The organism is Roseateles sp. DB2 (assembly GCF_051857535.1).
Lineage (GTDB): Bacteria > Pseudomonadota > Gammaproteobacteria > Burkholderiales > Burkholderiaceae_C > Roseateles_B.
Genome location: NZ_JBPZGY010000011.1, coordinates 142,695 through 166,992, shown reverse-complemented (window position 1 = coordinate 166,992; position 24,298 = coordinate 142,695). Strand labels below are relative to the sequence as shown.

Here is a 24,298-nt window from a genome sequence, read left to right as displayed (position 1 = left end):
CCACCTCGTCGACCCCGCTCAAGGCCTGCATCAGCTCCCGCCTTTGCGGCCACGTCAACTTGGCCGCCTGGGCCAGCATCTTCTTGAGTTCCCGGCTGCGCATCTCTGGCTCCTTGCGCCCCACCGCAGGGGCTTACGAGCCAATATCTCCTTCGCGTGGCTCACCAGATGAGCCATCACGAAGCAATGCGCAAAGAGCCTTTTTCATTGGGGCATCCAGCCTGACGGCGGGCCGGGCACAAGCTTCCGGACACTACCGCCCCCGAGGCTCAAGCCCTCTTCCCCGGCGCCCGCCGACCACGGCAGAGGCCACCGGCAGCTGCGTCTGCGCGACAGGAGTCTTCACAGGACCAACCCGTCAACTAACTGTCGCAATGCACCGCCACCATATCGCAAACCATGATTCTGGATTGCTGGCGATCGCATAGCATGCCGCGCTAATTCGTTAGCTGAGCGCTTTACAAGAGTCTTTCCACCACGGTCTTACAGATCGTTTCGGTCATGACGTCTTTCGTCAGCTACCGTGTTCCTGACAACGCAGCAGCCGCCAGGCTCCCCAGGGCGCCTCGGCTCCATGCGATCAAGGACAGCCACTGCGCTGTGCCATTTCAATAAGCCAATGAGGGAGGGGGTGGTCCATGACCCACAGTACCAAGGCGGCGCGTGATGACTCCACGTGCGGCAAAGCAGACACCTCGGATTGCGCCAGGGGCGGAACACCGCCCCCGGATACGGCCGGCGCCTGATCCACAAAGCCCAGGCCTGCTTCGGCCCCTCCCCCGCAGGCAAGAGCCCCTGCCACGCCCGGGCATGCCATTGCGTGGCGGACTGCTGCGCAAGGCCGGGCGCCAGCCTGCCAACGCTCATGTTCAAACGTCCGAACTTTCCATGGAAGACCACATGACTGACGAGCGCACCGCGAACCTGGTTCCACCTGGGCCGGCGGCACCCGCCGCCGCCGTCACTCCTCCTGCCGAGGGCAAGATGGCTGTGCAGAGCGCCTTTGTGCACCGCCTGCAGCGCCGCCACTTCCTGCTGTTTGACGTGCTGCCGCCACTGGCCTGCGTCGCACTGGCCGTCCCGGCCTTCGGAGGATGGCTGCCTACCGGTGCGTTTGAAGCGGCCTTGCTGTTCGGCTTCTGGCTCCTGACCGGTCTGGGTATCACGGTGGGCTACCACCGGCTCTTCACACATCGCACCTTCAAGGCCTCCCCAGGGCTCAAGCGCTTCCTGGCCGTGGCAGCCGCCATGGCCGGCCAGGGGAATGTCACGTCCTGGGTGGCGCTGCATCGCCTGCATCACGAGCGCAGCGACCAAGAAGGCGATCCGCATTCGCCCAATCTGCATGGCCCCGGTACCTGGAACCGCCTCAAGGGCCTGGTCCATTCACATTTCACCTGGATGGCCAAGCACGCCTACCCGAACGTCGTGCGCTACGCCCCAGACATGCTCCGAGACAAGGAACTGCAGCGCATCACACGTCACTACCACCTGTGGATAGTGCTGGGACTCGCCTTGCCGGCCGCCCTGGGCGGCCTGTACCACCAGTCACTGGCCGGCGCGCTGTCGGGGCTGCTGTGGGGCGGCCTGCTGCGCATGGTGGTCCTGGAGCACATCATCTGGTCGATCAACTCCTTTCTGCACACCTTCGGCTCACGCGCCTACGAGACACGCGAGCGCAGCCACAACGTCGGCTTCCTCTCCATCCTGACGCTCGGCGAGTCCTGGCACAACAACCACCACCGCTTCCCGAACTCGCCCTCGTTCGGCCTCGTCTGGTACCGGCCCGATCCGGGCTGGTGGTTCATCTGGTTGATGGCCCGGCTGGGCCTGGCCACGGACCTGCGCCTGCCCGATCCCGAGGCCATCCGCACGACGGCCAGCAAGTCGCCCGGGTCTGAGGCCGTGCCCTGAAGGCTGACGGCCATTTCCCATGCGGCGCCTCTGAGCCATGCCCCTGTGGCAAGCCCTGGTGCCAGACCTGGTGCCAGCCCGGGCCCTGGCCCCGCCGCAGGCACCTCGCCAGCCCCCCCCTCTCATCGCTCCTTTCCTGAACAGCCACAAAGGTAAACCTCATGACCGCACCCTTCGCCCAACTGACGCATGACGAGATCGTCCAATGGTGCCGCCAGCACATCGCCACCCTGCTGGACTTCCCGATCGAGCGCATCCCCGTGGACGCTGAGTTCGACACCTTTGGCCTCGACTCTGCGGCAGCCGTGAGCCTTGTTGTCGAGCTGGAAGAGTGGATGGGCACGGAGGTCTCGCCCTCCCTGCTGTTCGAGTTCCCGACCATTCAGCTGATGGCCGCGGAGATCGTCCGTCTGCGCGCTGCCGCCGCAGCCGAGGTACCCGCCTGATGGACGCCGTCCTTTCGAGCCCGGTGGACCGTGCGGCCGCGCAGCGGGCCATCGAGCACCACTATGACGTGGGCAACGCCTTCTACGCGCTGTGGCTGGACGCCGGGATGAGCTATTCCTGCGCCCTGTGGCCCGAGCATCAGCACGACGCAGACCTCGAAAGCGCCCAGCAACGCAAGCTCGACTACCACCTGGCCGAGTCGCGGGCCCTGGACGCCTCGCGTGTGCTGGACATCGGTTGCGGATGGGGCAGCCTGCTGCACCGCCTGCAGGCACGCAGCGAGCAGCTCACGCATGCCACCGGCCTCACCCTCAGCGCAGAGCAGGCCAGCCATGTGCGCAGCCTGGGTCTGCCCGGCGTCGAGGTGCGGCTGGAAAACTGGCTGGACCACACCCCGGACCAGCCCTATGGCGCCATGATCAGCATCGGCGCCTTTGAGCACTTCGCAACGCCCGACGACACCGTGGCCGAGAAGCGCGCGAAGTACCGCCGCTTCTTCGAGTTCGCGCGCGACCACCTGCAGCGCCGGGGCCGTCTCTCTCTGCAGACCATCGCCTACCTGAACCTCGACCGCAGCCAGGCCAGCGAGTTCATGGAGCAGCAGATCTTCCCCAACGCCGACCTGCCCACGCTGCCCGACATCGTGGAAGCAGCCTCTGGCGTGATGGAGATCGTGCGCGTGCGCAATGACCGCCTGGACTATGCCCGCACCTGCGAGCTGTGGGCCCACCGCCTGAAGGCCCGCCGAGCCGAGGCGATCGCGCTGGTCGGCCTCGACACCGTCAAGCGCTATGAGCGCTACCTGCAGCTGTCCTCACTGGGCTTCTTCATGGGGAAGATCTGCCTGCTGCGGCTCACGCTGCAACGCCACTGAGACCTGCCCATGGACACCACCACCCCGGCCGCCCTGCAGCGCCCAGCCACGCCGCGCTTCAATCCTCTGTCCCCCGCCTTCAAGCGCGACCCCTACCCCAGCTACGAAGCACTGCGGGAGCGGCCACCCTTCAAGACGCTGGGCATGTGGGTGCTGACGCGGCATGAGGACGTCTCTGCCGTGCTGAAGGACAAGCGCTTCAGCGCAACGCTGATCCCCACGCTGGTGCAGCGGCAGTTGGCGGGCCATGGTTTGGACTGCCCCGAGATCGTGCGCCTGGGCGAGAAGTCCATCGTGTTCACCGACGGCCCGGACCACGGCCGCCTGCGCCAGCTCACCAACGTGGCCTTCAACCGCAAGAGCGTGGAGGGGCTGCGCCCCGTGATCGAGGCCGCCGTGGCCGAGTTTCTGGGGCGTGCGCTCGCGCAGCCGGAGGTAGAGCTGGTGTCCGAGGTCACGGAGCCGCTGCCATTGCGCATCATCCGCGCCTGGATGGGCCTGGGTCCCGAGGCCGAGGCCCCGATCAGGGACTGGACCCGTCTGGTGCGGATCTTTCTCGAGCCTGGGTTCATCACCGCCGACCGCTATGTCGAGCTGCACCGCCAGTTGCTCGACTACATGGAATTCTTCCGGGGTCACATTGCCCGCGTGCGGGCCCGGCCGGATGACCACCTCATCAGCCGCCTCGCCCACTACGAGCACAAGGGCGACCGCCTCACGGACGAGGAGCTGATCTACGTCTGCATCATGTGCTACGTCGCCGGTGTCGAGACCACCACCTCGCTGCTCAGCAATGCCGTGCTGCTGTTCGCCCATCATCCCCAACAGTTCGAACTGCTCAAGGCCCAGCCGGCGCTGCTGCCTGGGGCCGTGGACGAGGTGCTGCGATTTGAGTCCCCGCTGCAGATGACCAAGCGCGTGGCCAGCGAGCCTGTGCACGTCGCGGGCGTCGAGATCCGCGTCGGCGAGCAGGTGCTTCTGTGCATGGGATCAGCCAACCGGGACGACGCCGTCTTCCCGGCGGGAGCCCGCTTCGACATCACCCGCCAGAACGCCGCACGCCATGTGGCCTTCGGGCACGGCATCCATACCTGCCTCGGCGCCTTCATGGCACAGCTGCAGGCCGAGGTCTTTCTCTCGGCGCTGGTCGCAAGCGGCAAGCAGGCGCGCGTGCTGGACGACACCCTGGCCTGGTCTGAGCATTCCCAGATTCTTCGCGGCCTGGGCCGGCTGCGCGTCAGCTTCCACTGAAGGCATGGAACACGTCACCACGCTTGTCGAGCTGCTGCGCCACCGGGCGCACGTGGATCGCGACCGCATCGCCTACCGCCTGCTCGACGAGCGCGGTATCGAGAAACATACCCTGAGCTTCGGCGCCCTCCTGGACGACGCCACCGCCATTGCGCGCCAGCTCTCCCGCAGCTGCAGGCCGGGCGACCGGGTGCTGCTGGTGCTGCCTACGTCGGTGCAGTTCCTGCAGGCGCTGTTTGCCTGCCTGCTGGCACGGCTGGTGGCCGTGCCCCTGCCCCTGCCCAAGGCTCGCTCGGCGGGAGCGCTTGCGACCGTGATGGCGGACTGCACCCCAACGCGCATCATCGGCATGCCGGGACTGCAGACACTGCTGGCCCGAGAACCCCAGTTGGCAGGGCTGGAGCCGCAAATCCTCACCACCGTGGAGGACCTGCTTGCCGCGGACCGGGCCCATCCACAGCAGCCCTTCGAGGGGCTGCCGCCTGACGCCCAGGAGATGGCGCTGCTGCAGTACACCTCGGGCTCCACCTCGCGGCCCAAGGGCGTGGTGGTACGCCACGCCAACATCATGGCCAACCAACGCATGATCCGCGAGGCCTTTGACCATCGGGAGCCGGTCACCGTGGTGGCCTGGGCACCGCTCTACCACGACCAGGGCCTGATCGGGAACGTGTTCCAGCCTCTGTATGTTGGTGGCTGCGCCGTGTTGATGCCGCCCACGGCCTTCTTCCGCGATCCGCTGCTGTGGCTGGAACTGATACACCGCTACCGTGCCCACACCAGCGGCGGGCCGAACTTCGCCTTCGAGCTGTGCGTGAGCCGCTACCGTGCCGAACGGGCCGCGGCCCTTGACCTCAGCTGCTGGAAGGTCGCCTTCAACGGCGCTGAGCCGGTGTCGGCACGCGCGCTGCGCGACTTCAGCGAGCGCTACGCCGCCCATGGCTTCGATGCCGCCGCGCACTTCCCCTGCTATGGCTTGGCCGAGGCCACCCTGTTCGTCTCCGGTGGACCGGCGCACCGCCCGCCGACATTCCTGCAAAAGCCAGATGCCCGCGACGAGCTGGTGTGCGCCGGCACCATCCACCCCGATGTGACCCTGCTGGTGGCCGACGAACATGGCAGGCGCTGCGCCGACGGCGAGATCGGCGAGATCTTCCTGCGCGGGCCAAACATCAGCAGCGGCTACTGGAATCTGCCGCCCGCTGCCGCGCCCCACTTCCTCTCGCTCGATGCCGGCCCGCCCTACCTCGCCACCGGCGACCTGGGCTTCGTGCAGGAGGGTGCCCTGTACGTGACCGGGCGCAAGAAGGAACTGATCATTCTGCGAGGCCGCAACGTCTACCCCTATGACATCGAACGCAGCATCGCGGCGGCCCATGAGGGCTTCCGGCCGGGCCATTGCGCGGTCTTCGGTCACGCGGACGACGGCCAGGAGCGGGTGCATGCCGTTCAGGAGATCGAGCGCACATTCCGCGGCAAGCTGGACTTCGACACCCTGGCCGGCGAACTGCGTCGGCTGGTGGCCCATGAACACGGCGTGATGCTGCACCGCATCCACTTCGTTCGACCAGGCTTTCTTCCCAAGACCACCAGCGGCAAGACTCAGCGCCTGCTGCTACCCTCGATGCTCGCCGACCCCGCCATTGGGGGCGAGCTCATCTACGCCAGTTGCTAGCCACGGAGACCGCCATGGACAACGATCAGATGAAGACCTATCTGCAGGCCATCATCGCGAAGACCCCCTTTGCCGCCCAGCTGGAGGCCCAGGTGCTGCACATCGAACCCGGCAAGGTGGAACTGGCCGTCCCTGTCGTGCCTGAGCGCGTGAACCAGCACCATGGCTTCGTGCATGGGGCCATCATCGGCTTTGTGGCCGACAGCGCCTGTGCATGGGCGGCTGGATCCGTGGCCGGCGACGTCGTCACCTCGGAGTACAAGCTGAACTTTCTCGCGCCCGCCGTCGGCGAGCGCCTGATCGGCGTGGGCACCGTCATCAAGGCCTCCTCGCGCACCGTGGTGGCCCAGGCCGAGGTCTTCGCGGAACGCCGTGGGGAGCGCAAGCTGGTGGCCGTCGCGCTGGCCACCATCGCGAAGGTGGAGGGCAAGTGAACGGCGCCGAGCCCCCGGCCGGCTACGAGCCACTGTTCCGCACCAGCCCCTTTCTGGATGCCACCGGCCCCTGGTTCCACCGCCGCACGCAGGAAGGCTTCGTGGTGGGCCTGCGCATCGACAAGCGGCACACGAACAATGCCGGCACGGCCCATGGCGGCCTCATCGCCACGCTGGCCGACATCGCCCTGGGCTATGTCACCGCCAGTTCGCAGCAAGTGCCCCTTCGCATGACGACCACGCATCTCAGCCTCGACTACGTCGGTGGCGCTGCGCTGGGCGCCTGGCTCGAGGCCCGGGTAAGCATTGTCAAGGTGGGCAGCCGGCTGGCTGTCGCCAATGCCATCATCATGGCCGACGACACGCCCGTGGCCAGCGCACACGCCTCCTTCCTGGTGCTGGGTGCGGCGGACTGAAGCCCAGCAGGCGCGCCGTCTTCAGATGCCATGCAACAGCGGCGCCCCCCAGGGCGACGCATGGAGCACGGCATCCGCGGCCTGGCACGCCCCAGGCGGATAGACCAGCGTGACGAGGCCTGAGCGGGTCTGCCGGAAGGCGCCGGCCAGGCGCGGCAGGTCGCCCTGCAGGACCGGCTGCAAGGCAAAGACGCCCTGGTCGGCCGGCGCCGTGTCGCCCTCCACCTGCACGTCGTGGAAGTCCAGGAATCGACCGAGCTGCGGATGGACCGCCTTGTAGTAAGCCTCCTTGGCGGAAAAGCGCAGCGTGGCATCCCACAGGGGCGCTGCATGCCGGGCATTGAGCTGACGCTCCTCGGCCGTCAGGCAGACGGCCACGATGTCCGTGAAGGCGGCCGCACCGAGCCGTTGCTCGACATCGACACCCAGGCAAGCCAGGCTGGTGCGGCGGGCTGCCACGGCCACCGCGGTATCGGCATCATGGGAAATCGACCCCACCAGGCCCTCAGGCCAGACCGGCTCGCCGCCTGGGGCCCGTCCTATGCTGGCCGGCTCGCCGGTCAGCGCCAGAACGGCGGCTTCGGCACACAGGCGGCCGGCGATGTAGCTGGCCTGGCGAGGGGCTCTCCAGGTCTGCTGCAGCCCCGGCAGCTGGACAGCCCCCAGGGCCTGCATCAAGCGGTGCACCGACGACAGCGCCAGCGAGACCTCGATCGCCGCTCCCTGCCAGAGCAGGCGAGCCGACAGCGCCGCCAGGCATGGTGCCACCTGCTGCGCGTCGTGCCTGAGGAGCGCTGCGCGCATCATGCCCGCAGGTCCTCACCCCGTCGCCGCCGGGAGCTCACAGCTTGATGTCCAGCGTCAGGCGCACGGTCCTGAAGGTGCTGGTCAGGAGCTCGGTACGCTCGTCAACGGTGGTGCCTTGATAGTGCGTGGTCTGCCGCTCGTCCTGGGCCAGCAGATTGCTCAGGACAAGGCGTGCCGTGATGTCCTTGCTGTACTTGTAGCTCGCAAAGGCATCCAGCAAAGCGCGGTTGGATTTCCGGACCGTCTGTTCTGGAGACATCCGCACCAGGGCCTCCTGGCGAAAGACAAGACTGCTGCCCAGGGTCAGGGGGCTGCCTGCGGGACGCCAGTCAGCGCTGAGCGAGGCCGTCAGCGGCGGCTGCCGGCTGAGGCGATTGCCAGGACCCGACAAGGCAGAGAGTGCGGACCAATACCTGGCCACCTGGGTGCGGAGGTCCACGTCGGCGTCGGTGGAGAGGAACTGCCTGAGCTTGCCCTTGGCCTCCAGCTCCAGGCCCAGGACCTTGGCATTGCCGCTGTTGACAGGCACTTCCATCCAGGCGCCGTCGACGAACTGCACGCGGTTGAGCACCACGCTGCGGATGCGCCGGGCAAAGACATTGACACCCAGGAAGGCATCACCCCGCAGGTGACGCTCGTAGCCCAGATCCAGCCCCCAGGCCTCCTCGGGCCTCAAATTGGGATTGCCCTGGAAATTCGGACTCGTGGCCGAGTTCTGGTTGACCACCCACCGGCGCGGGATCAGCTCCCGCGCGGTCGGTGTCTTGAAGGTGTGAGCGACCGAGAGGCGGACCTGGTCGCCCCGCGTATCGGGCAGGCGCCACAGCAGCTGCGCCGTCGGGCTGAGCGCACTGGAGCGCGAATGGACAGCGTCCAGCACATTGCCGACTGTCTCGGTGCTCAGGCTCTCGTGGCGCAAGCCCAGGTAGGCCGAGACCTGCCTGGACAGCTCCCACTCATCCTGGGCGAAGACGGCAAGGCGGGAAATCCTCGCGGTATAGCTTTCGGACAGGTCCTGCGTGGGCAAGCCCACCGGGCTGCGCTCCGTCTGGTCGCGGCTCTCGGCACGCTGGCCGAACTCCGCGTCCCAGCCAAAGGCCAGGGCATGGTCGCTGGACAGGCCATGCGAATACTTGCCGCTGAGCAGGGTGCTGCGGTCCCGCAGCGTGGACCCGACATCCCGCGAGAGCAGGAGGGACGCATCGGCGGCTGTCGCGTAGAAGTTTGAGCGGGTCGTGCGGGTCACGGCGCTGTGGCTGGCCTTCGCCTCGATGCGGGCGCTCTCGCCGACGGGGCTTTTCCAGGCCCCTGAAACGCGGAGCTGATCCGCCCGCTGCGAGGTGACCAGCCTGTCGATGGGAAAGAGCACCGGATCGCCAGCCAGGGCCGTCCGCACATCGGGCGCCTCGAAGTCAGTCCAGCTGCGCTGCAGCAGACCGTTGAGCGTCAGGGCCTGCTGATCTCCAGGCTTCCAGGTGGCGCTGGGCATGAGGTTGAGCCGCCGCTCGCGGCGCCACTCGCTGCTGTCGTTCTGGAAGCGCTGCGGCTGGGTGCTGCCAAGAACCGTGCTTTGCGTCACCGAACTTGAGGGCCAGCGATCGCGGAGATCAGCCAGTCCGGCGCCAATGCCGTAGGAGAAGCGCTCGGACCCCATCGAACGGTCCACTGTGAACGAGGGGGAGAACTGCTTCTCGTAGTGGCCGGCCGCCAGCTTGAGCTCGCCGCGGCGCTTGAGCGAGGTCTGCTTCAACACGATGTTGATGGTGCCGGCGATGGCCTGGTTGCTCATGTCCGAGGTCGCCGTGCGCAGCACCTCGATACGCTCGATGAGCTGGGGGGCGATCGAGTCGATGGAGAAGCCTTGCGGCATGGGATCGCCGTTCAGGAGCAGCTGGGTGTAGCCGCTGCCAAGGCCACGCAAGCTCACCACCGCGCCCTTGCTGGACGATCGCTCGACCGACAGGCCGGGAATGCGCTGCAAAGCATCGACAAGGCTCGCATCGCCAAAGCGATTCAGTTCCGCGGCGCTCACCGTCGTCTTGGCTGCGGAGGCATCCTTGCGATCAGAGCTGGCAGCACCGGACACCTCGACCTTGTCCAGCGTCTTCGAGCTGTCGGCAGCGTGGGCACAGGGCGCGGCCAGCGCCATGGCAAGACCCATGGCCAGGGCCGCCTGCGTGCCCGCGTTTCCGGTCCTGGCCGAGCCAGCGAGCGGCGCCGCGCCGCTGCACTGCCAAGCTTGCCCGGCGAACTGGCCGATCAGCCTCACCGCGCAGGCCTGCAGCCCGATGCCGCTCGTGGTCCTTGTCCGTGTCTTTGTCTTTGGGGGCTGTGGTCTTGCGCCGTCTTCATGGGTACTCAGCAGGTACTTCTTCGTTCTTTTCTGTCGCATGTCTGAGCGGAGGATCTGATGCATCTGTGGAATTTGATTGTAAGCAGCCGATCACCTCTGCCGCCGCTGAATGTAACCATTAGCCTCGGTGCCAGCCTTGCAGACGAAGGCCTCCGGCAATGCAGGAGAAGCACAGGGATGCAGTGGACGAGAGTTCTGTGCAGCGCCGATGACAAGACGCCTGTGGATCGCGCGCAGCACGCCGACCCAGCGAGCGCAGCCAGCGCTTGGCACAAAGGCCCAGGATGCGTTCTACTTCGCGGCGCTGCCGGCCGTGCGGAATGCGGGGCCAGCAGCGGCAGTCAGCGGCAGTCAGCGGCAGTCAGCGGCAGTTCGCCAGCGTCAGTCGCAGGGCCCCAGTCCCTCTGCCTCAGCCAGCTCCCCCATCACCAGGCCGGGCGGCCGTCCGCATGCGCCCTTGCAACCCAAGATAGAACCGATGGAATTTCGCCTCAAGACAATGGCCGCCGAGACCTTGGCCGATATCAGCGCTGACGCCTTGATCGTGATACTGGGCAGCGAGCCGCAGCTCGCACATCTGGACACAAGACTGGCAACCCTGCTCACGGACGCCATGACCCTGGGCGACTTCGAAGCCAAGGCCGGCAGGAGCCTGACCCTGCAGCAGCCCAGGGGCCTGCTCACGCGGCGCCTGGTCCTGTGCGCCGCGGGTCGGGACTCGACCAAGGCCGCGCGTGCAGCCTTGCAGCAGGCCTGGGCCCAGCTCAAGGGCCATCGCGTGGCGCACGCAGCCGTGGTCTTCCTCGGCTTCGAGCACGCCGATGGGCGCGCCGGCATGCTGGCCGAGCAATTCGTGCTGACGGCTCGCGAGGCAGCCTATGTCTACCGCCACACCCGGCCCGATGCCAACGCGCTGGCCGGGCCGGCGTTGCTGACCCTGATCGCCCTGGACGCCGACGCCGACGCCGCCAGCGAGCGCCAGCAGGGCCTGACACGTGGCCAGGCCATCGCCGCAGGCATGGAGCTGGCGCGCGAATGTGCCAATCGGCCCGCCAACATCGCCACGCCCAGCCATCTGGCCGCATGTGCCCAGGGGCTGGCCGACGTCCATGGCCTGCGGCTGCAGCTGCTTGACCGCAAGGCCGTCCAGAAGCTGGGCATGGGATCATTTCTGTCGGTGGCCCAAGGGTCGGACGAGCCCCTGCGCTTCATCGTCGCCCGCTACGAGGGCGCGCCCAGAACTCAAGCACCCCTGGTGCTGGTGGGCAAGGGCATCACCTTCGACTCAGGCGGGATCTCGCTGAAGCCCGCCGAGGCCATGGAAGAGATGAAGTTCGACATGGGCGGTGCAGCCGCCGTGTTGGGCACGCTACGGGCCGTCGCCGAACTCAAGCCCAGGCTGAACCTGGTGGTCCTCATCGCTGCCTGTGAAAACATGCCGGGGGGCCGGGCGGTGAAGCCTGGCGACGTGGTGACCTCGCTGTCAGGACAGACCATCGAGGTCCTCAACACTGATGCCGAAGGCCGGCTGGTGCTGTGCGACGCCCTGACGTATGCCGAGCGCTTCAAGCCTGCAGCGGTGATCGACGTGGCCACCCTGACCGGCGCCTGCCACGTCGCCTTGGCCGACGTGCGCAGCGGCCTCTTCACCGACGACGACGCCCTGGGCGCCGCCCTGATGGCGGCAGGCGAGACGGCCCTGGATCCTTGCTGGCGCATGCCCCTGGACGACGACTACGCCGACAGCCTGGCAAGCCACTTTGCCGATGTCGCCAATGTAGGGGGCCCTCGCGGCGGGGCCATCCTCGCGGCGAAATTCCTGCAGCGCTTTGCAGGCAGCTACCGCTGGGCGCATCTGGACATCGCCGGCACAGCCTGGACCTGCGGCGCCACCAAGGGCAGCACCGGCCGCCCGGTGGCGCTGCTGACGCACTTTCTGCTGTCACAGGCCGCGCCTGCCCCCGTGCCTGGCCCCTGAGCCACAGCCTGCGCCCCCCCTGCCCGACCAGGACAGGGCGGCCACCGCTGGGCGCGGCCGTGGATCAGATCAGGGGGCAGGTAAGGGGTCAGGCCATGGCGCGGGTCATCGGCGCCACCTGTTGCCCCTACCCGCATCCCGCCACGACTTAAGCCGTGAGTACAACACGCGGACCGCCCACCGGCCAGCTCGAGGTGCGGGCCGTGGCTGAACGCCTCACAGCTCGTCGTATTCCAGCACGGCGCCAGGAAAGCTGTGGTCCAGTGTCTCCGCAGGCGCATCACCCAGGGTCGAGATAGGCCTGTTGATGGCAGGCGTCCCCACGGCCAGGTGACCCTCCGGCACGGAGCGCAGCACCACGGCACCTGCGCCGATGCGCGAGTTGTTGCCGATGTGAATATTGCCCAGGATGCAGGCATGGGCGCCGATCAGCACGCCGGTCCCCACCTTGGGATGCCTGTCGCCGCGCTGCTTGCCCGTACCACCCAGGGTCACGCCGTGCAGCACCGTCGACCCGGCACCGACCACCGCCGTCTCGCCGATCACCAGGCCGTCGCCGTGATCAAAGAACACGCCGGGGCCTATGCGTGCGCCCGGATGGATGTCCACCGACAGCTTGGCAGCGCAGAGACTGGAGATCAGCAGGGCGTCTTCGCGCTGACGCCGGTGCCACAGAAAGGACGCCACCCGGTGCGCCTGCAGGGCGTGAAAACCCTTGTGAAAAAGAAAGGGCATGTAGAGCCCGTTCGCAGCCGGATCGCGCTGGGCCGCGGACTGCAGGTCCTGGCGCATGGTCTCGATGAGGGCGGGCTCATCGTCATAGCACTCCGAAAACCTGCTGTAGAGATCCTCAGCGGACAGAGGCGGCAGCGCCAGGCGGTCCGCCAGCAGCACGGCCAGGCCGTCCGCCATGCTGTCACTGTGCTCGAAATAGCGCTGCAGGCATTTCTGGATGAGCGAATTGCCCACGCCACCTGCCTTCAACTCGGCACGCATACCCTCCAGCATGAGGTCAACCTCAGGCTGCACTTGACTGCAGCGGGCCTCGATCATGGACGTCATCTCAGTCGCATTCATGCGGCCCCTCCTTCCACCGATGGTGCCTGCAGCGGCCTGGACTGCTGGCGCAACACAGAAAACAGCATCCCTCCCAGTACGAGGGCGGCCCCCAGCACGTGCTGGAAGCGCAAGGTATCTCCCAGCAGCAGGACGGACAGTCCTACGCCGCTGAGCGGAATGAAGGCGGTGAATACCGCCGCTGACGTCGTGGGCACCACCTTCATCGCGCTGTTCATGAGGACCACCGCCAATGCGGTGATGGCCACGCCGCTGTAGAGCATCAGACCCCAGACATACCAGGGCACTGCCGCCACGTTCCAGGCGGGCAGTTCGAACAACATGAAGGGCAGGAACATCAGCGAGCCCAGCAGCGTGAGCACCAGCGACAGCACCGTCGAGGGAAGCGGCTGCCGCAGCATCTTGCCGAAGGTGAGGAACACCGCCTCGGAGAACACGGACAGCACAATGAGCCCACCTCCCAGCCAGGTCTTGAGGGACGAGGCCTCGGAGAGGCCCTGCTCCTCTCCCAGCTGAGTGATGATGGCCCCGCACACCGCCAGGACCAGGCACAGGGACTCCGTGGCCCCCAGGCGTTCCCGGAACAGCACCAGGCCCACCAGCCCCACCGCCGCTGGCGTCAAGGCCATCAGGACGTTGGCCGCGACGCCCGATGTCCACTGGACGCCATAGAGCGACAGCACGCTGTAGAGGAACACACCGACGAAGGCCTGCACGAGCAGCACCAGCCGGTCCCGCCCTCGGCCTATGGACACGGGCGACTGCGTCCAGGCCAGCCATGCAGCCAGGGCCACGAAGGCCAGGGCCTGCCGTGCAAAGGCTGCCGTGAAGACCGGCACGAACTGGAGAATGATCTTGCTTGCCACCAGATAGCTGCCCACCAGCAGCATCGCCAATGACATGCGGACATAAGCGCCGGTCATCAGGCAGTCCCTCCTCGAATGGCATGGGCAAACGCAGCCTGGGCATGCACCAGCGATGCATCGACGACCGGCACCTCGAAATGCTCGGCACCGACCAGCAGTGGCAGCTCGGTGCAGGCCAGCAGCACGGCCTGCGCACCGCTCTCGCAGGCCGCACGGCCGATGGCGATGAAGCGCTCCCGCGACGCATCGTTCACGATGCCCACGCTGAGCTCCTTCATGATGACTTCGTTGATGAAGGCACGGTCCTGGGCGTCTGGCGTACGGCAGCGGATGCCCGCCGCCTCGAGGACGTCCTGATAGAAGCGCTGCTCCATGGTGAACAGCGTGCCCAGCAGGAGCACCTCGCCGATGCCCTTGGACTGCAGCTCGCGGACCACGGTGTGGCGGATGTCGATGAGCGCGCAGCCCGTCCGCTCCGCCAGGCGGCCGGCCACCTTGTGGGCGCTGTTGCAGCAGATGGTGATGGCGTCCGCGCCGGTGGCCGACAGGCGCCGAACCGAGTGACCGAGGTAGTCGATCAGCGCCTCGTCGTCTTCGTCGCGCAGGAACTGCGCCACGCGCTCGAAGTCCAGGCTGTCCACCACGATGTGTGGCGAGTGCGACTTGCCCAGGTGGCGGTTCCCGAGCTCGTTCAGGTAGTCGTAGTAGTAGATCGTGGCTTTCCAGCTCAGCCCGCCGATCAGACCAATGGTCTTCATCAGATGCCCTCCTGTGCCCGCAACCCTCCGGCCACGCCTCGGCAGAAGGTCACGATGGGTGCCCTCCGCTGCCCAGGATCGCCGGTTGATGGATGCGGGACTCGTTGCTTGTTATTGGGGAGTGATGCCACCCCCTCTCCCTTGGCGTGACCCATCCACTGAGGTCAACGCTCTCCAAAATCGCGCCGATGCTAACAACTCGTCAGTTGATCAGCCACAAGTCAGGGCAAAATTTTGTCTGCAAATATTGCGGCCCTTTCATCAAGCTGCCATGCGGTGGTCGCGGGCCCGCAGCAGCGCCGACGGCTCAGTGGGCGACATGCGCCCTGCCGGCCAGGCCCGCAAGTCCAGGCAGCCAGCAAGCACGGCAAGAGTCTCAGGGCCGCACCCTGACGCCGGGACGTCCCGGTGGCGCGGCATTTGGCGCTCAGGCGCCCATCTGCTGCCTCAGGCTCGCAGGCCGCATATCGGTCCAATGCTCGCGCACGTAGTCCAGGCACTGCGCCTTCGAGCCCCGGGCTGGCTGCACCTGCCATCCCGCAGGAACCGCCAGATCCGCCAGCCAGAGGGCGTACTGCTCTTCGTGATTCTTGACGACCAGGTATTCGGCATCATCCATGGAAGACTCCCGTATTGAGATGTTGATGTCAGGTGCGGCAGCACAGGGCAAGCGAGGCGCGCAACGGATCTGCCTGACCCTCCTGCAGCCCCGGGCGCAGCGCAAGACCATCGGCAAGACCGCGAATCGGGCTCGGGTTCAGGACAGGCCGCGGCGAGACCGGCGGCAGGAACGCAGGGACAGATGGCGTCGATCTACACATGACAGCCAGACCCCGCTCTCTGCCGCCAGGAGCCTCCACAAGAGACTCCCTGCGGATACCCCCACGCTCTTGCGCATGCTCCAGGCATCGCGTGCCGCTAATTTGAGCGGGCAGAGTCTACAGCACGATGACGCCGTCAAGGCACCGATAGATCCAAGGCCTACGCGCGAAGGTCAGCGTCACCGTAAGGACACAGACGCAGGACTGCATGATCGGCCCGGCAGGCGACCTTCGCCTTGCAGCCCCCTCCCTTCCGACCCATGCCATGAGCAACAGGCCATCTGCAACCATTCGAAAGACACGGCCTCGATGACCACAAAGCGACATCAAACCGTTCCGATAGTGCGTTATTCTCACGCCCCGCAAGAGCTGCGGTCTCCTGCGATAAAGACAAAGCGAAGACAAGAAGACCCCAGGGGGAACCACCATTGACACCATCCAGATAACCCGCAACTGAAGCCAAAGCACCTGCGACAGGACCGCTTCGGCCCTCCGCCCGACAGGCATCGCTGCCCCCCCCCGAGCAGGGGGGAGCCCGGGTTGTCGGGCGACCAGTGCAGCACCGCCCCAGGTGCACAGCATCCCCTGCACCGTCCACGCCGCGGCCCTGAGGCCGCAGCGAGGCCACGGTCTTGCGAAGTTCCGGCATCGGATCGATCCAGACATCTCCTGCCGTTTTCTCTACTTGACCCTTCATCAGGCCCATGCCTATCAGCACCAGCGCCGACATGACGATTGCACTTCGCGAGGCCGTTCCCGGCAGGGACAGCGCGCTCGAGCACAGCCTTGCCCGCGTCCCGGGGGTCCGCGCTGCGGTCGCTCCACTGGACCCGGCGGGCAGCCCCCTCTCGCGAGCCGGCTTTGCCTACGTATGGCCTTCGCTGGATGCACCGCCCAGCATGGGAGACCTGGCCAGCGTGCTGCAGGCCTCGGCCCCTGCCGGTCGCGCACGCAGGGTGCTGCTGCTGGATGAGCTCCCTGCCACCCCCAGCGGCGAAATCGACCTCGACAGGCTGCCCAGGCCTGACCCTTCTCGGGAGGAGTTCGGCGGAGTGGAAGAAGTACCGCCGAGCGATCCCGTTGAGGTGCAAGTAGCTGCAGCCTGGAGCGAGGTGCTCGGCGAGCCGTCCCTGGGAAGGTTTGACAGCTTCCGCGACTGCGACGGCTATTCGCTGGCGGCGGCCCAGGTCGCCTCGCGACTGGCGGTCCTGCTGGGGCGGGACGTCGGCGTGCGCCGCATTCACGAATCGCATTGCGTCTGGCAACTGGCAGCCCTGCTGTCTCGCGGCCATTCGGAAAGGACGGACGGGTCGGAAAGCTCCGCCAGCTCGCCCCCGCCGGCCCGCTGGGCAGGCCCGGCAAACGCTGCGGTTGCTGACCACAGCGGTATCGTCCACGATTCAGGTCACGTATCAGGTCACGTATCAGGTCACGATTTCGCGCTCTCGCCCTACCAGCGCCGCATCTGGGCCGGCGACAAGCTGGCCGCCGATGGAGGCGTCTACAACATCACCGTGGCATGGCAGCTCAGCGGCGACCTGCAGGTCGAGGCGCTGCGCGCCGCCATCCTGGACCTCCAACGCGCCCACGACGCACTGCGCCTTCGCCTGCGTGAGGTGGATGGCGAAGCACACCAGCGCGTACTGCCCCCTGACGAGCCAGACAGCCTCTGGGAACTGGACGTTCAGGAACTGCATGCGGCCGATGCCACGGCGGCGCTTGCCGAAGAAGCGCGACTCCCCTTCGACCTGGACCGACAAGGGCCTCTGCGCGCCAGGCTGCTGCGCCTGGGCGGCAAGAAGCATGTCTTGCTGCTGACGGTGCATCACATCGCGGCAGACGGCTGGTCCATGGGTCGTCTCGCGAAGGAGATCGCTGCACGCTACCGTGGCGAAGTGCCGGCGCCTTCGGCGCTGAGCCTGCGGGCCCTCGTCAATGACGAGTTGCGGCGAGAGGCCGCCAGCGAGGCATCCCGTGCCTACTGGCGTGCGCAGCTGGCGTCTCCACCGCCACTGGCCTTGCCATTCGACCATCCGGCCCCCGCCCAGCCGACGCTGGAGGGTGACTCGATCCGTTTCCAGCTCCCTCCGGCACTGACGGCGGCCGTGCGCGCCTTCATCCAGCGGCAGGGCTGCACGGCTTTCGAGCTCTTTGCCGGCGCACTGCAGCTGCTGCTGTTCCGGATCAGCGCACAGACCGACGTGACGCTGGGCTACCCTGTGGCCCGGCGTGACACCGTCGAGCGCGCCTCGACCCTGGGCTGCCTCATCAACACCCTGGCACTGCGCACGTCCGTGCAGCCGCAGGACAGCTTCTCGACGGTGCTGGCGCGTGTCCGTGCCGGACTGCTGGATGCCACCGAACACCCCGACGCCTTGCTCGAGCAACTGCACCCGGCCGGCCCGTCCCCCCTGTTTCAGGTCATGCTGAACCTGAACGAGCACGACAGCCCCGTGTTGGCCTTGCCAAACCTGGAGGTCCAGGCGCTCGAACGGCGTTCGGCCGGATCGCCCTATCCGCTGACCTGGATACTCAGCACACACGGCCCAGAGGTGAGCGCAAGGCTGGAGTTCGACACGGCACGCTTCAGCCGCAAAACCGCGCAAGGCCTGGCCACCCTGTGGCTGGCCTTGCTGGAGTCCGCCATCGCCGCGCCAGCCTGCCCGGTCCAGGCCTTGCCCTGGATGACGCCCGGTCAGCGCGAGGAGGTCCTGGCACTGGCCGACGGCGGCCCCGCCACGGGCGCGCAGGCCATCCTCGCCCACCGCGCCTTCGAGGCGCATGCCGAGGCCAGCCCCGCGCAGTGCGCCTTGATCTGCGCAGGGACGCGCCTCTCCTACGGTGAGCTCAATCGCCGCGCCAATGTGCTGAGCCATCGCCTGCTGGACCTGGGTGCGCGGCCGGGTCTCTGTGTCGCCGTGGCGGTTCCCAGAGGCCTGCCCTTGGCGATCGCCCTGCTCGCCGTGCAGAAGACCGGCGCCATCTACCTGCCACTGGACCCGCAGTTGCCCGCCGCCCGCCTGGCCCTGATGCTGGACAGCGCAGAGGTCTCCCTGGCGGTCACGGACAGCAGCCTGCGGACGAGCCTCGCGGCTCTGCGCGACATGCAGCTCCTCACCCTCGAAGCCACGGACCCTGTGGCGCCTGAGGGTGCAGGGTGCGGCAATCCCGTCGTCGAGCTGCCGGCCGCATCGCCGGCCTACTGCCTGTACACCTCAGGCTCCAGCGGCGCACCCAAGGGCGTGCTCGTCCCCTTCGGCGCCCTGGCCCACCACACCGCCGTCACGTCGCAGGCCTACGCGATGTCTGCGGCCGACGTCGTGCTGCAGTTTTCATCCTGCGCCTTTGACACCTCGATCGAGCAGTTCATGGTGGCCTGGAGCAGCGGGGCCACGGTCCTGATGCGCGGCGACGAGCCCTGGGCACTGGACGAGCTTGTCGAACACTTGCGCCGCGAGCGCGTCACCGTCGCCGACATCCCGGCTTCGTACTGGCAACTGCTCGCCTCGCAGCGCGAATGGCCGGCCGAGCTCGGTGGGCTGCGCCTGGTGATCGTCGGAGGAGAACCCATCGTCGCCACGCAGCGCCTGCCCTCGGCACCCTCGCTGCGCCTGCTCAATGCCTACGGCCCCACCGAGACCACCGTGACCTGCACCACGGGGCCCATCGACGATTCACCAGGTTGCGGCGGGCCCTATGTGTCCATAGGCCGACCGCTGCCGGGCACCCGTGTCTACGTCCTGGACGAGCGGCTGGCGCCCTTGCCGGTGGGTATCGTGGGCGAGCTGTTCATCGCTGGTCCCCGCCTCGCATCGGGCTATCTCGGCAATCCAGCATTCACGGCTGAGCGCTTCCTGCCCTGCCCCTTCGGCGCACCGGGCGAGCGCATGTACCGGTCCGGAGACCTGGGCCGCTTGCTGGCCGACGGCCGCATCGAGTTCATCGGCCGGCGCGATCTGCAGGTCAAGGTCCGCGGCATCCGCATCGAACTGGGCGACATCGAAAGTACGCTGCTGCGGCATCCCGCCGTGCGCGACGCGGTAGCGCTGGTGCTGGGCTCGGGCGATTCAGCACACGTGGCCGCCTGCCTCGCCATGAACGAGGAGGCCGGGACGCTCGACGAGGTCGAGGCCTTCGTCCGCCAGGAGCTGCCGGAGGGCTTGTGCCCCTCGGCGTGGCACGTGAGGCCTTCCTTCCCGCTCACGCTGCAAGGCAAGGTGGATCGCGCGGCGCTCGCACGCCAGATCGAACAGGCGCCCAGCGCTGCGGAGGCGCTGGCGCCCGAGGCGGCTTCGCCCACCCTCTCCAGGCTTCTGGAACTCATCGCGCCGCTGGCCCCCACCCAGGTGCATGACAGCAGGCGCGCGCTCGCGGACTTCGGCATGCACTCAGTCATGCTGCTGCGCCTGGTCGCGCATTGCCGCGAGACCTTTGGCGTCACCCTGGGCCTGCGCGACGTCCTCAAGGCCGGGACAGCAAGCCGCATCGCGGCACTCATCGACGACCGAATGGCGAAGAACGCCAGCCAATGATGGTGGAAAAGATGGACATGGACTTCCCTGACACGCTCCCGGCCCAGGCACCCGCCGCGCCCCTGACGCCCGATGCAGCCACCTCGGCGTCGAACGCTGCCGGCTGGCCAGATCACCTCGTCCCGCCCGGCCCCTGCGGCTGGACCTGGTGGCGCGACGCCGTGCTGCGCAGCGCCGGCTTCCCCGCCGCCCTGCTGACGCAGCTGTCCTCACCCGGGCTGGCTGCCGCTGCTCAGGCCGCCAATGAAGCCGAGCAGCGGCTGCGCGCGCGGGTCGAGCAGGGCGAGAACGAGGTAAGGACGCTCATCGCCCACCTGCGCCAAGGAGAGAAGGAACTCGACAAGCCGGCCTTGCGCGCCTTGGGGCGCGCACAGAAGACCCTCAAGCTCCTGCGCGAAGGCAAGGCAGACCAGGACGGCTGCCCCATCGTCCCGGCACCGCAAGAGCTGGGGCCCGAGCTGTGCGCAGCCATAGACGCCGCCGCGGCCGAGTACCGCTGCACGCTGGCAGACATGGACGCCGCCTACGAGCAGGCCCTGCAGTCGCTGGAGGGCGCCACGGCTGGGTTCGCGCGGGATCCGCTGTTCCGAAGTGCCGTGGGCTGGCAGAACCTCGACGCCGTCTCCACCGTGCTGGACCCGCTTGCGCAAGGCCATGCCATGGGTGGCAGCAAGCGCCGTCAGCGCGAGGCGCTGGTCGCGAACTACGTACAGCGCTATGGCGTCAAGAACGACTCCATCGGCTTCTTCGGGCCGTTGGCCTGGATTCGCATCGACGACGATGCCAGGAACGCGACCTACCAAGCCGGCAAGGGTCTCGTCTCCTCGCGCAGCGTGCACTTCGAGGACTGGGCCATCGCCGCGCTGGCCGAGAAGTACGCCCAGGATGAGCGCTACATGCCCTATCTCATCGCCGGCATGGAACCCTATCTGCGCCTGGAGGGGCAGACCTTGTGCCTGCCTGGCGGCGGCAGCGTCGCCCTTGATGAGGCCGAGGCCCGCGTCCTGTCGATGTGCAATGGAAGCGCCCAGTGCAAGACCCTGTGCCGCGCCCTGCTGGCGGACCCCTTCAGCCCCTTTGCCGACGAAGCCCAGATCTACGCCCTGCTCCGTCAGCTGAACGCCAGGCACCGGATCTGGCTCTCGTTCCAGATTCCCTCCTGTGGCGACGACCCCGACCTCGCCCTGCACCAGCACCTCCAGCGCATCGACGATGCCACGCTGCGCGCAGAGGCCCTCGCAGCGCTGGAGTCGCTTCAGCAGGCGAAGGACGCTGTGCTCGCCGCCGCGGGCGATCCAGACGCCCTGGCGCAGGCCATGCATGCCCTGCACCAAGTCTTTGCCAGCGTCGTGGGCGGGCCGTCCCGGCGCAAGCAGGGCGAGGTGTATGGCGGCCGCGCCCTCGTGTACGAGGACTGCCATCGTGACCTCCAGCTGACACTCTCGCGTGAAGCGCTGGCACCAGCCACCGATGCGCTGGAGCTGGTGCTGACCAGCGCGCGCTGGTTCACCTCCGCGGCATGGGGACGATTCAAGCGCGCCTTCGATCTCGAGTTCGACCGCCTGCAGACACAGGCCCGGGGCACGGACTCGCTTCGCCTGGCCGACCTATGGCCACACCTCCAGTCCATCGTCTTCGGCGACCAGGTCCCGCTGGACGACCTCGCCCAGGAGCTGCGCGACCGCTGGGAGTCGCTGCTGCTGGACGGCGCCGGCAGCACGCCGTCGCGCATCGCCTTCGAGCTCCACGAGCTCCGCGCCAAGGTGCTCGAGACCTTCGCCACCGACGGCAGCGTCTGGATGCTCGGCCGCTACCACTGCCCGGACCTGATGTTCTGCGCGAGTAGCCCGCAGGCCCTGGCTCAGGGTGACTACCTCGCGGTGCTCGGCGAGGTCCATATCGGCGGCAACACGGTCGCGACCAATCTCTTCGCCTCCCAGCACCCCGAGCGTCAGCGCCTGCTGGACGCCCTGTGCAGCGACCTCGGCGACAACTACGTCATGCCCAAGCTGAGCCCGCATGCCTCGGGCACGCCCACGCGTACGCAATGGGTGGACGATCCGGAGCGCGCGCTCGAAGTGGTGTTCTCGCGAGGCTTCGTCCCCGCCAATGCCGCAACTGCCCGCAGCATTGCGAGCCTGCAGGTCTTCCGGGAAGCCGGCGAGCTGCAGGTGCGGGACAGGCGCTGGCAGGCGCCGCTGCGTGATGTGCTGGGCGACTTCCTCTTCATCGCCGTGATCAACCGCTTCGGCATGATGCACAAGCGCGAGCACACGCCACGGGTGACACTGGGCCAGTTGGTCGTGCAACGCGAGACCTGGTCCTTCCAGGCCGGCGAACTGGACTTCGCGCTGCTGGAGGACGAGCGTGCCGCCTTCCGAGCCGCCCAGGCCTGGCGGTCCCGCCTGGGAGTGCCTGCACAGGTCTTCGCCAAGTTCGCCTGGGAAGCCAAGCCCGTCTACCTGGACTTCGACAGCCTCGTGTCGGTACGCATGCTGGCCAAGCAGCTGAGGCGCGGCATGGACGAGGCCAGCGGGGCCGGTGGCCGCCTGAGCTTTTCCGAAATGCTGCCCGGCCCGGATGAGCTCTGGCTCCATGACGCCGAAGGCCTGCGCTACACCAGCGAGTTCCGCCTGGTCGGCCTGCATGCCGACGACCTGCTGGCACGGCAAGACGGGCGCTCGCGATGAAGCTGGCGACATGGCTGGCGGGCCCGGCCGGCGAAGCCCTGCCGCGCCAGGTCCTGTGGCTCATCCTGACCCGCAGCATCAGCGCGCTGGGCGCCGGCATGACGATGTTTGCCATCAATGTCTGGATCTACGAGCAGAGCCGCTCGTATGCCCTCTTCGCCGCCCTCACCCTGTTGACCTCGGTGCCCAATCTGCTGCTGGGGCCGATGGTGGGCGTGATCGTCGATCGCTGCAACAAGAAGACACTGCTGACGGCCTGCGAGGCCTTCACCGCAGGCATCGTGCTGTGCGCGCTTGCCATCGTCATGCATGGGCCCATGGCCTTGTGGCAGGCGGGCTTGGTCATTCTCGCGCTGAGCGTGGCCGGCAGCTTCCGATGGACCCTCATGGCCGCCACCATCGGTTCACTGGTGCCCAAGGAGGCTCTCGGTCGAGCCAATGGCCTGCTGCAAGCCCTGGCAGGCGTCTCGGAGGTCAGTGCGCCGCTGCTGGGTGCCGTCGCCCTGCACGCCCTCGGGCCTGCGGCGGTGTTCGGCGTTGATGCGGCGACGTCCATCGTCGCCGTGCTGGCCATTCTTGGCCTGGACGCCCGGCTGCTGCAGCCACGCGAGCAGCGTGGCGACGTCTATCGCTTCTGGCGCGACGCCTTCTTCGGTCTTCGCTGGATTGGCGAGCATGCGCATCTGCGCCGCATCCTCTGGTTCATCACGGGCTACAACGTGGCCGGCGGCGTCTTCATGGTGGGCTTCGTGCCCCATCTGCTCACCTTTGCCAACCAGCAGACCCTGGGGATGGCGCTCGCGCTGGAAGGTGCCGGCGCCTTCGTGGGCGGCATGCTCTTCACCCGTGCGGCGATCGACGCGCGCAAGGCCGAGCGCCTGGTCTATGCCACGGCAGCCGGGTTCGGCGCCGTCATGACGGCCTGGGGCTTCGTGAACGGGCCGGCGGGCGCGCTGGTGGTCGCGGCGGCGTCGGGCATGCTGACGTCCACCCTCATCGCCTCTCTGCAGACCCTGTGGCACTCCCTGGTGCCGCCGGAGCTGCAGGGCCGGGTCTTTGCCACGCGGCGCATGGTCTCGTATTCGCTGATCCCGGTGGCGACCCTGGCGTCCATCCCGCTGGCCTCGCATGTCATGACACCAGCCCTTCAGGCTTGGCCATCTCTGCAGCTGGCGTGGGGAGCGCCCGAGCCCGGCGGCCTTGGCCTCCTGAACTCCGTCATGGGCATGCTGCTGGTCCCCGCCTGCCTGCTCGCGGCAGCGTGGAGCGAACGCCAGCACCGTGCGCGGGCACGCGAGCACCTGGCCGCCCAGCAAGACGGCACGCAGCCCGAGCTGGCCCTTGCCCGGCCCGCGCCCGCAGAGGGTTTCTCTTCAAGATGACTTCGACCAGGAAAGAAGATCTC

At 67.5% G+C, this 24,298-nt stretch carries 17 protein-coding genes and 1 pseudogene; 11 read left to right on the top strand and 7 right to left on the bottom strand.

Features of this window, described 5'->3' with window-relative positions; translation table 11 throughout:
* Positions 1–103, bottom strand: a pseudogene (locus ACS5PK_RS16715) (IS1595-like element ISPels1 family transposase); the annotation flags it as partial.
* A 797-nt stretch (positions 104–900) separates the two neighbouring features.
* Here ACS5PK_RS16715 and ACS5PK_RS16710 point away from each other — a divergent pair.
* The 7 genes from ACS5PK_RS16710 to ACS5PK_RS16680 all read left to right on the top strand — a co-directional run bounded on the left by ACS5PK_RS16710 (position 901) and on the right by ACS5PK_RS16680 (position 7,011).
* Complete coding sequence (locus ACS5PK_RS16710) at positions 901–1,914, top strand: acyl-CoA desaturase (RefSeq protein ID WP_439441389.1); 1,014 nt, start codon at positions 901–903, stop codon at positions 1,912–1,914.
* A gap of 161 nt (positions 1,915–2,075) precedes the next feature.
* Entirely contained in the window at positions 2,076–2,360 is a 285-nt protein-coding gene (locus ACS5PK_RS16705) for an acyl carrier protein (RefSeq protein ID WP_439441388.1), read from the top strand.
* Positions 2,360–3,235, top strand: a complete 876-nt coding sequence (locus tag ACS5PK_RS16700) for a class I SAM-dependent methyltransferase (protein ID WP_439441387.1) — start codon at positions 2,360–2,362, stop codon at positions 3,233–3,235. Before ACS5PK_RS16705 ends, ACS5PK_RS16700 begins: the two co-directional genes overlap by 1 nt.
* 9 nt (positions 3,236–3,244) lie before the next feature.
* A complete protein-coding gene (locus tag ACS5PK_RS16695) occupies positions 3,245–4,486 on the top strand; it encodes a cytochrome P450 (RefSeq protein WP_439441386.1) in 1,242 nt (413 codons plus the stop codon).
* A 4-nt stretch (positions 4,487–4,490) separates the two neighbouring features.
* Complete coding sequence (locus tag ACS5PK_RS16690; protein ID WP_439441385.1) at positions 4,491–6,161, top strand: fatty acyl-AMP ligase; 1,671 nt, start codon at positions 4,491–4,493, stop codon at positions 6,159–6,161.
* A gap of 14 nt (positions 6,162–6,175) precedes the next feature.
* Complete coding sequence (locus ACS5PK_RS16685) at positions 6,176–6,595, top strand: PaaI family thioesterase (RefSeq protein ID WP_439441384.1); 420 nt, start codon at positions 6,176–6,178, stop codon at positions 6,593–6,595.
* A complete protein-coding gene (locus ACS5PK_RS16680; protein ID WP_439441383.1) occupies positions 6,592–7,011 on the top strand; it encodes a PaaI family thioesterase in 420 nt (139 codons plus the stop codon). Before ACS5PK_RS16685 ends, ACS5PK_RS16680 begins: the two co-directional genes overlap by 4 nt.
* Positions 7,012–7,032: 21 nt before the next feature.
* On the opposite strand, the gene ACS5PK_RS16675 is transcribed toward ACS5PK_RS16680, so the two are convergent.
* Both ACS5PK_RS16675 and ACS5PK_RS16670 read right to left on the bottom strand, forming a co-directional pair.
* On the bottom strand, positions 7,033–7,818 hold the full coding sequence (locus ACS5PK_RS16675; RefSeq protein WP_439441382.1) for a 4'-phosphopantetheinyl transferase family protein: 786 nt from the start codon (positions 7,816–7,818) through the stop codon (positions 7,033–7,035).
* A 34-nt stretch (positions 7,819–7,852) separates the two neighbouring features.
* Positions 7,853–9,979, bottom strand: coding sequence for a TonB-dependent receptor plug domain-containing protein (locus ACS5PK_RS16670; protein ID WP_439441381.1), 2,127 nt, complete (start codon positions 9,977–9,979; stop codon positions 7,853–7,855).
* Between the two features lie 670 nt (positions 9,980–10,649).
* Between ACS5PK_RS16670 and ACS5PK_RS16665 the strand changes: the two genes are divergently transcribed.
* Positions 10,650–12,149: a leucyl aminopeptidase gene (locus ACS5PK_RS16665; RefSeq protein ID WP_439441380.1), complete on the top strand. Its 1,500-nt coding sequence runs from the start codon at positions 10,650–10,652 to the stop codon at positions 12,147–12,149.
* Positions 12,150–12,365: 216 nt separating this feature from the next.
* On the opposite strand, the gene epsC is transcribed toward ACS5PK_RS16665, so the two are convergent.
* From epsC to ACS5PK_RS16645, 4 genes are all read right to left on the bottom strand, one after another.
* The gene (gene epsC / locus ACS5PK_RS16660) at positions 12,366–13,226 is read right to left on the bottom strand and encodes a serine O-acetyltransferase EpsC (RefSeq protein ID WP_439441379.1); all 861 of its coding nucleotides are present in this window, start codon (positions 13,224–13,226) and stop codon (positions 12,366–12,368) included.
* A complete protein-coding gene (locus ACS5PK_RS16655; RefSeq protein ID WP_439441378.1) occupies positions 13,223–14,128 on the bottom strand; it encodes a DMT family transporter in 906 nt (301 codons plus the stop codon). Before ACS5PK_RS16655 ends, epsC begins: the two co-directional genes overlap by 4 nt.
* A gap of 20 nt (positions 14,129–14,148) precedes the next feature.
* Entirely contained in the window at positions 14,149–14,850 is a 702-nt protein-coding gene (locus tag ACS5PK_RS16650) for an aspartate/glutamate racemase family protein (RefSeq protein ID WP_439441377.1), read from the bottom strand.
* A gap of 427 nt (positions 14,851–15,277) precedes the next feature.
* Positions 15,278–15,469, bottom strand: coding sequence for an MbtH family protein (locus ACS5PK_RS16645; RefSeq protein WP_439441376.1), 192 nt, complete (start codon positions 15,467–15,469; stop codon positions 15,278–15,280).
* Between the two features lie 930 nt (positions 15,470–16,399).
* Here ACS5PK_RS16645 and ACS5PK_RS16640 point away from each other — a divergent pair.
* The 3 genes from ACS5PK_RS16640 to ACS5PK_RS16630 are packed head-to-tail and all read left to right on the top strand — an operon-like array spanning position 16,400 to position 24,275.
* Entirely contained in the window at positions 16,400–20,203 is a 3,804-nt protein-coding gene (locus ACS5PK_RS16640) for an amino acid adenylation domain-containing protein (protein ID WP_439441375.1), read from the top strand.
* A 17-nt stretch (positions 20,204–20,220) separates the two neighbouring features.
* On the top strand, positions 20,221–22,893 hold the full coding sequence (locus ACS5PK_RS16635; RefSeq protein ID WP_439441374.1) for a lantibiotic dehydratase: 2,673 nt from the start codon (positions 20,221–20,223) through the stop codon (positions 22,891–22,893).
* Positions 22,890–24,275, top strand: a complete 1,386-nt coding sequence (locus tag ACS5PK_RS16630) for an MFS transporter (protein ID WP_439441373.1) — start codon at positions 22,890–22,892, stop codon at positions 24,273–24,275. Before ACS5PK_RS16635 ends, ACS5PK_RS16630 begins: the two co-directional genes overlap by 4 nt.
* Positions 24,276–24,298: the final 23 nt, after the last annotated feature.

Bases quoted from the DNA above. Each gene is read 5' to 3' on its own strand.
- ACS5PK_RS16705 (WP_439441388.1), top strand. From the start codon at position 2,076: ATGACCGCACCCTTCGCCCAACTGACGCATGACGAGATCGTCCAATGG.
- ACS5PK_RS16665 (WP_439441380.1), top strand. From the start codon at position 10,650: ATGGAATTTCGCCTCAAGACAATGGCCGCCGAGACCTTGGCCGATATC.
- ACS5PK_RS16640 (WP_439441375.1), top strand. From the start codon at position 16,400: ATGACGATTGCACTTCGCGAGGCCGTTCCCGGCAGGGACAGCGCGCTC.
- ACS5PK_RS16675 (WP_439441382.1), bottom strand. From the start codon at position 7,818: ATGATGCGCGCAGCGCTCCTCAGGCACGACGCGCAGCAGGTGGCACCA.
- ACS5PK_RS16630 (WP_439441373.1), top strand. From the start codon at position 22,890: ATGAAGCTGGCGACATGGCTGGCGGGCCCGGCCGGCGAAGCCCTGCCG.
- ACS5PK_RS16710 (WP_439441389.1), top strand. From the start codon at position 901: ATGACTGACGAGCGCACCGCGAACCTGGTTCCACCTGGGCCGGCGGCA.
- ACS5PK_RS16700 (WP_439441387.1), top strand. From the start codon at position 2,360: ATGGACGCCGTCCTTTCGAGCCCGGTGGACCGTGCGGCCGCGCAGCGG.
- ACS5PK_RS16670 (WP_439441381.1), bottom strand. From the start codon at position 9,979: ATGGGTCTTGCCATGGCGCTGGCCGCGCCCTGTGCCCACGCTGCCGAC.
- ACS5PK_RS16650 (WP_439441377.1), bottom strand. From the start codon at position 14,850: ATGAAGACCATTGGTCTGATCGGCGGGCTGAGCTGGAAAGCCACGATC.
- ACS5PK_RS16635 (WP_439441374.1), top strand. From the start codon at position 20,221: ATGGACTTCCCTGACACGCTCCCGGCCCAGGCACCCGCCGCGCCCCTG.
- ACS5PK_RS16645 (WP_439441376.1), bottom strand. From the start codon at position 15,469: ATGGATGATGCCGAATACCTGGTCGTCAAGAATCACGAAGAGCAGTAC.
- epsC (WP_439441379.1), bottom strand. From the start codon at position 13,226: ATGAATGCGACTGAGATGACGTCCATGATCGAGGCCCGCTGCAGTCAA.
- ACS5PK_RS16685 (WP_439441384.1), top strand. From the start codon at position 6,176: ATGGACAACGATCAGATGAAGACCTATCTGCAGGCCATCATCGCGAAG.
- ACS5PK_RS16695 (WP_439441386.1), top strand. From the start codon at position 3,245: ATGGACACCACCACCCCGGCCGCCCTGCAGCGCCCAGCCACGCCGCGC.
- ACS5PK_RS16690 (WP_439441385.1), top strand. From the start codon at position 4,491: ATGGAACACGTCACCACGCTTGTCGAGCTGCTGCGCCACCGGGCGCAC.
- ACS5PK_RS16655 (WP_439441378.1), bottom strand. From the start codon at position 14,128: ATGTCATTGGCGATGCTGCTGGTGGGCAGCTATCTGGTGGCAAGCAAG.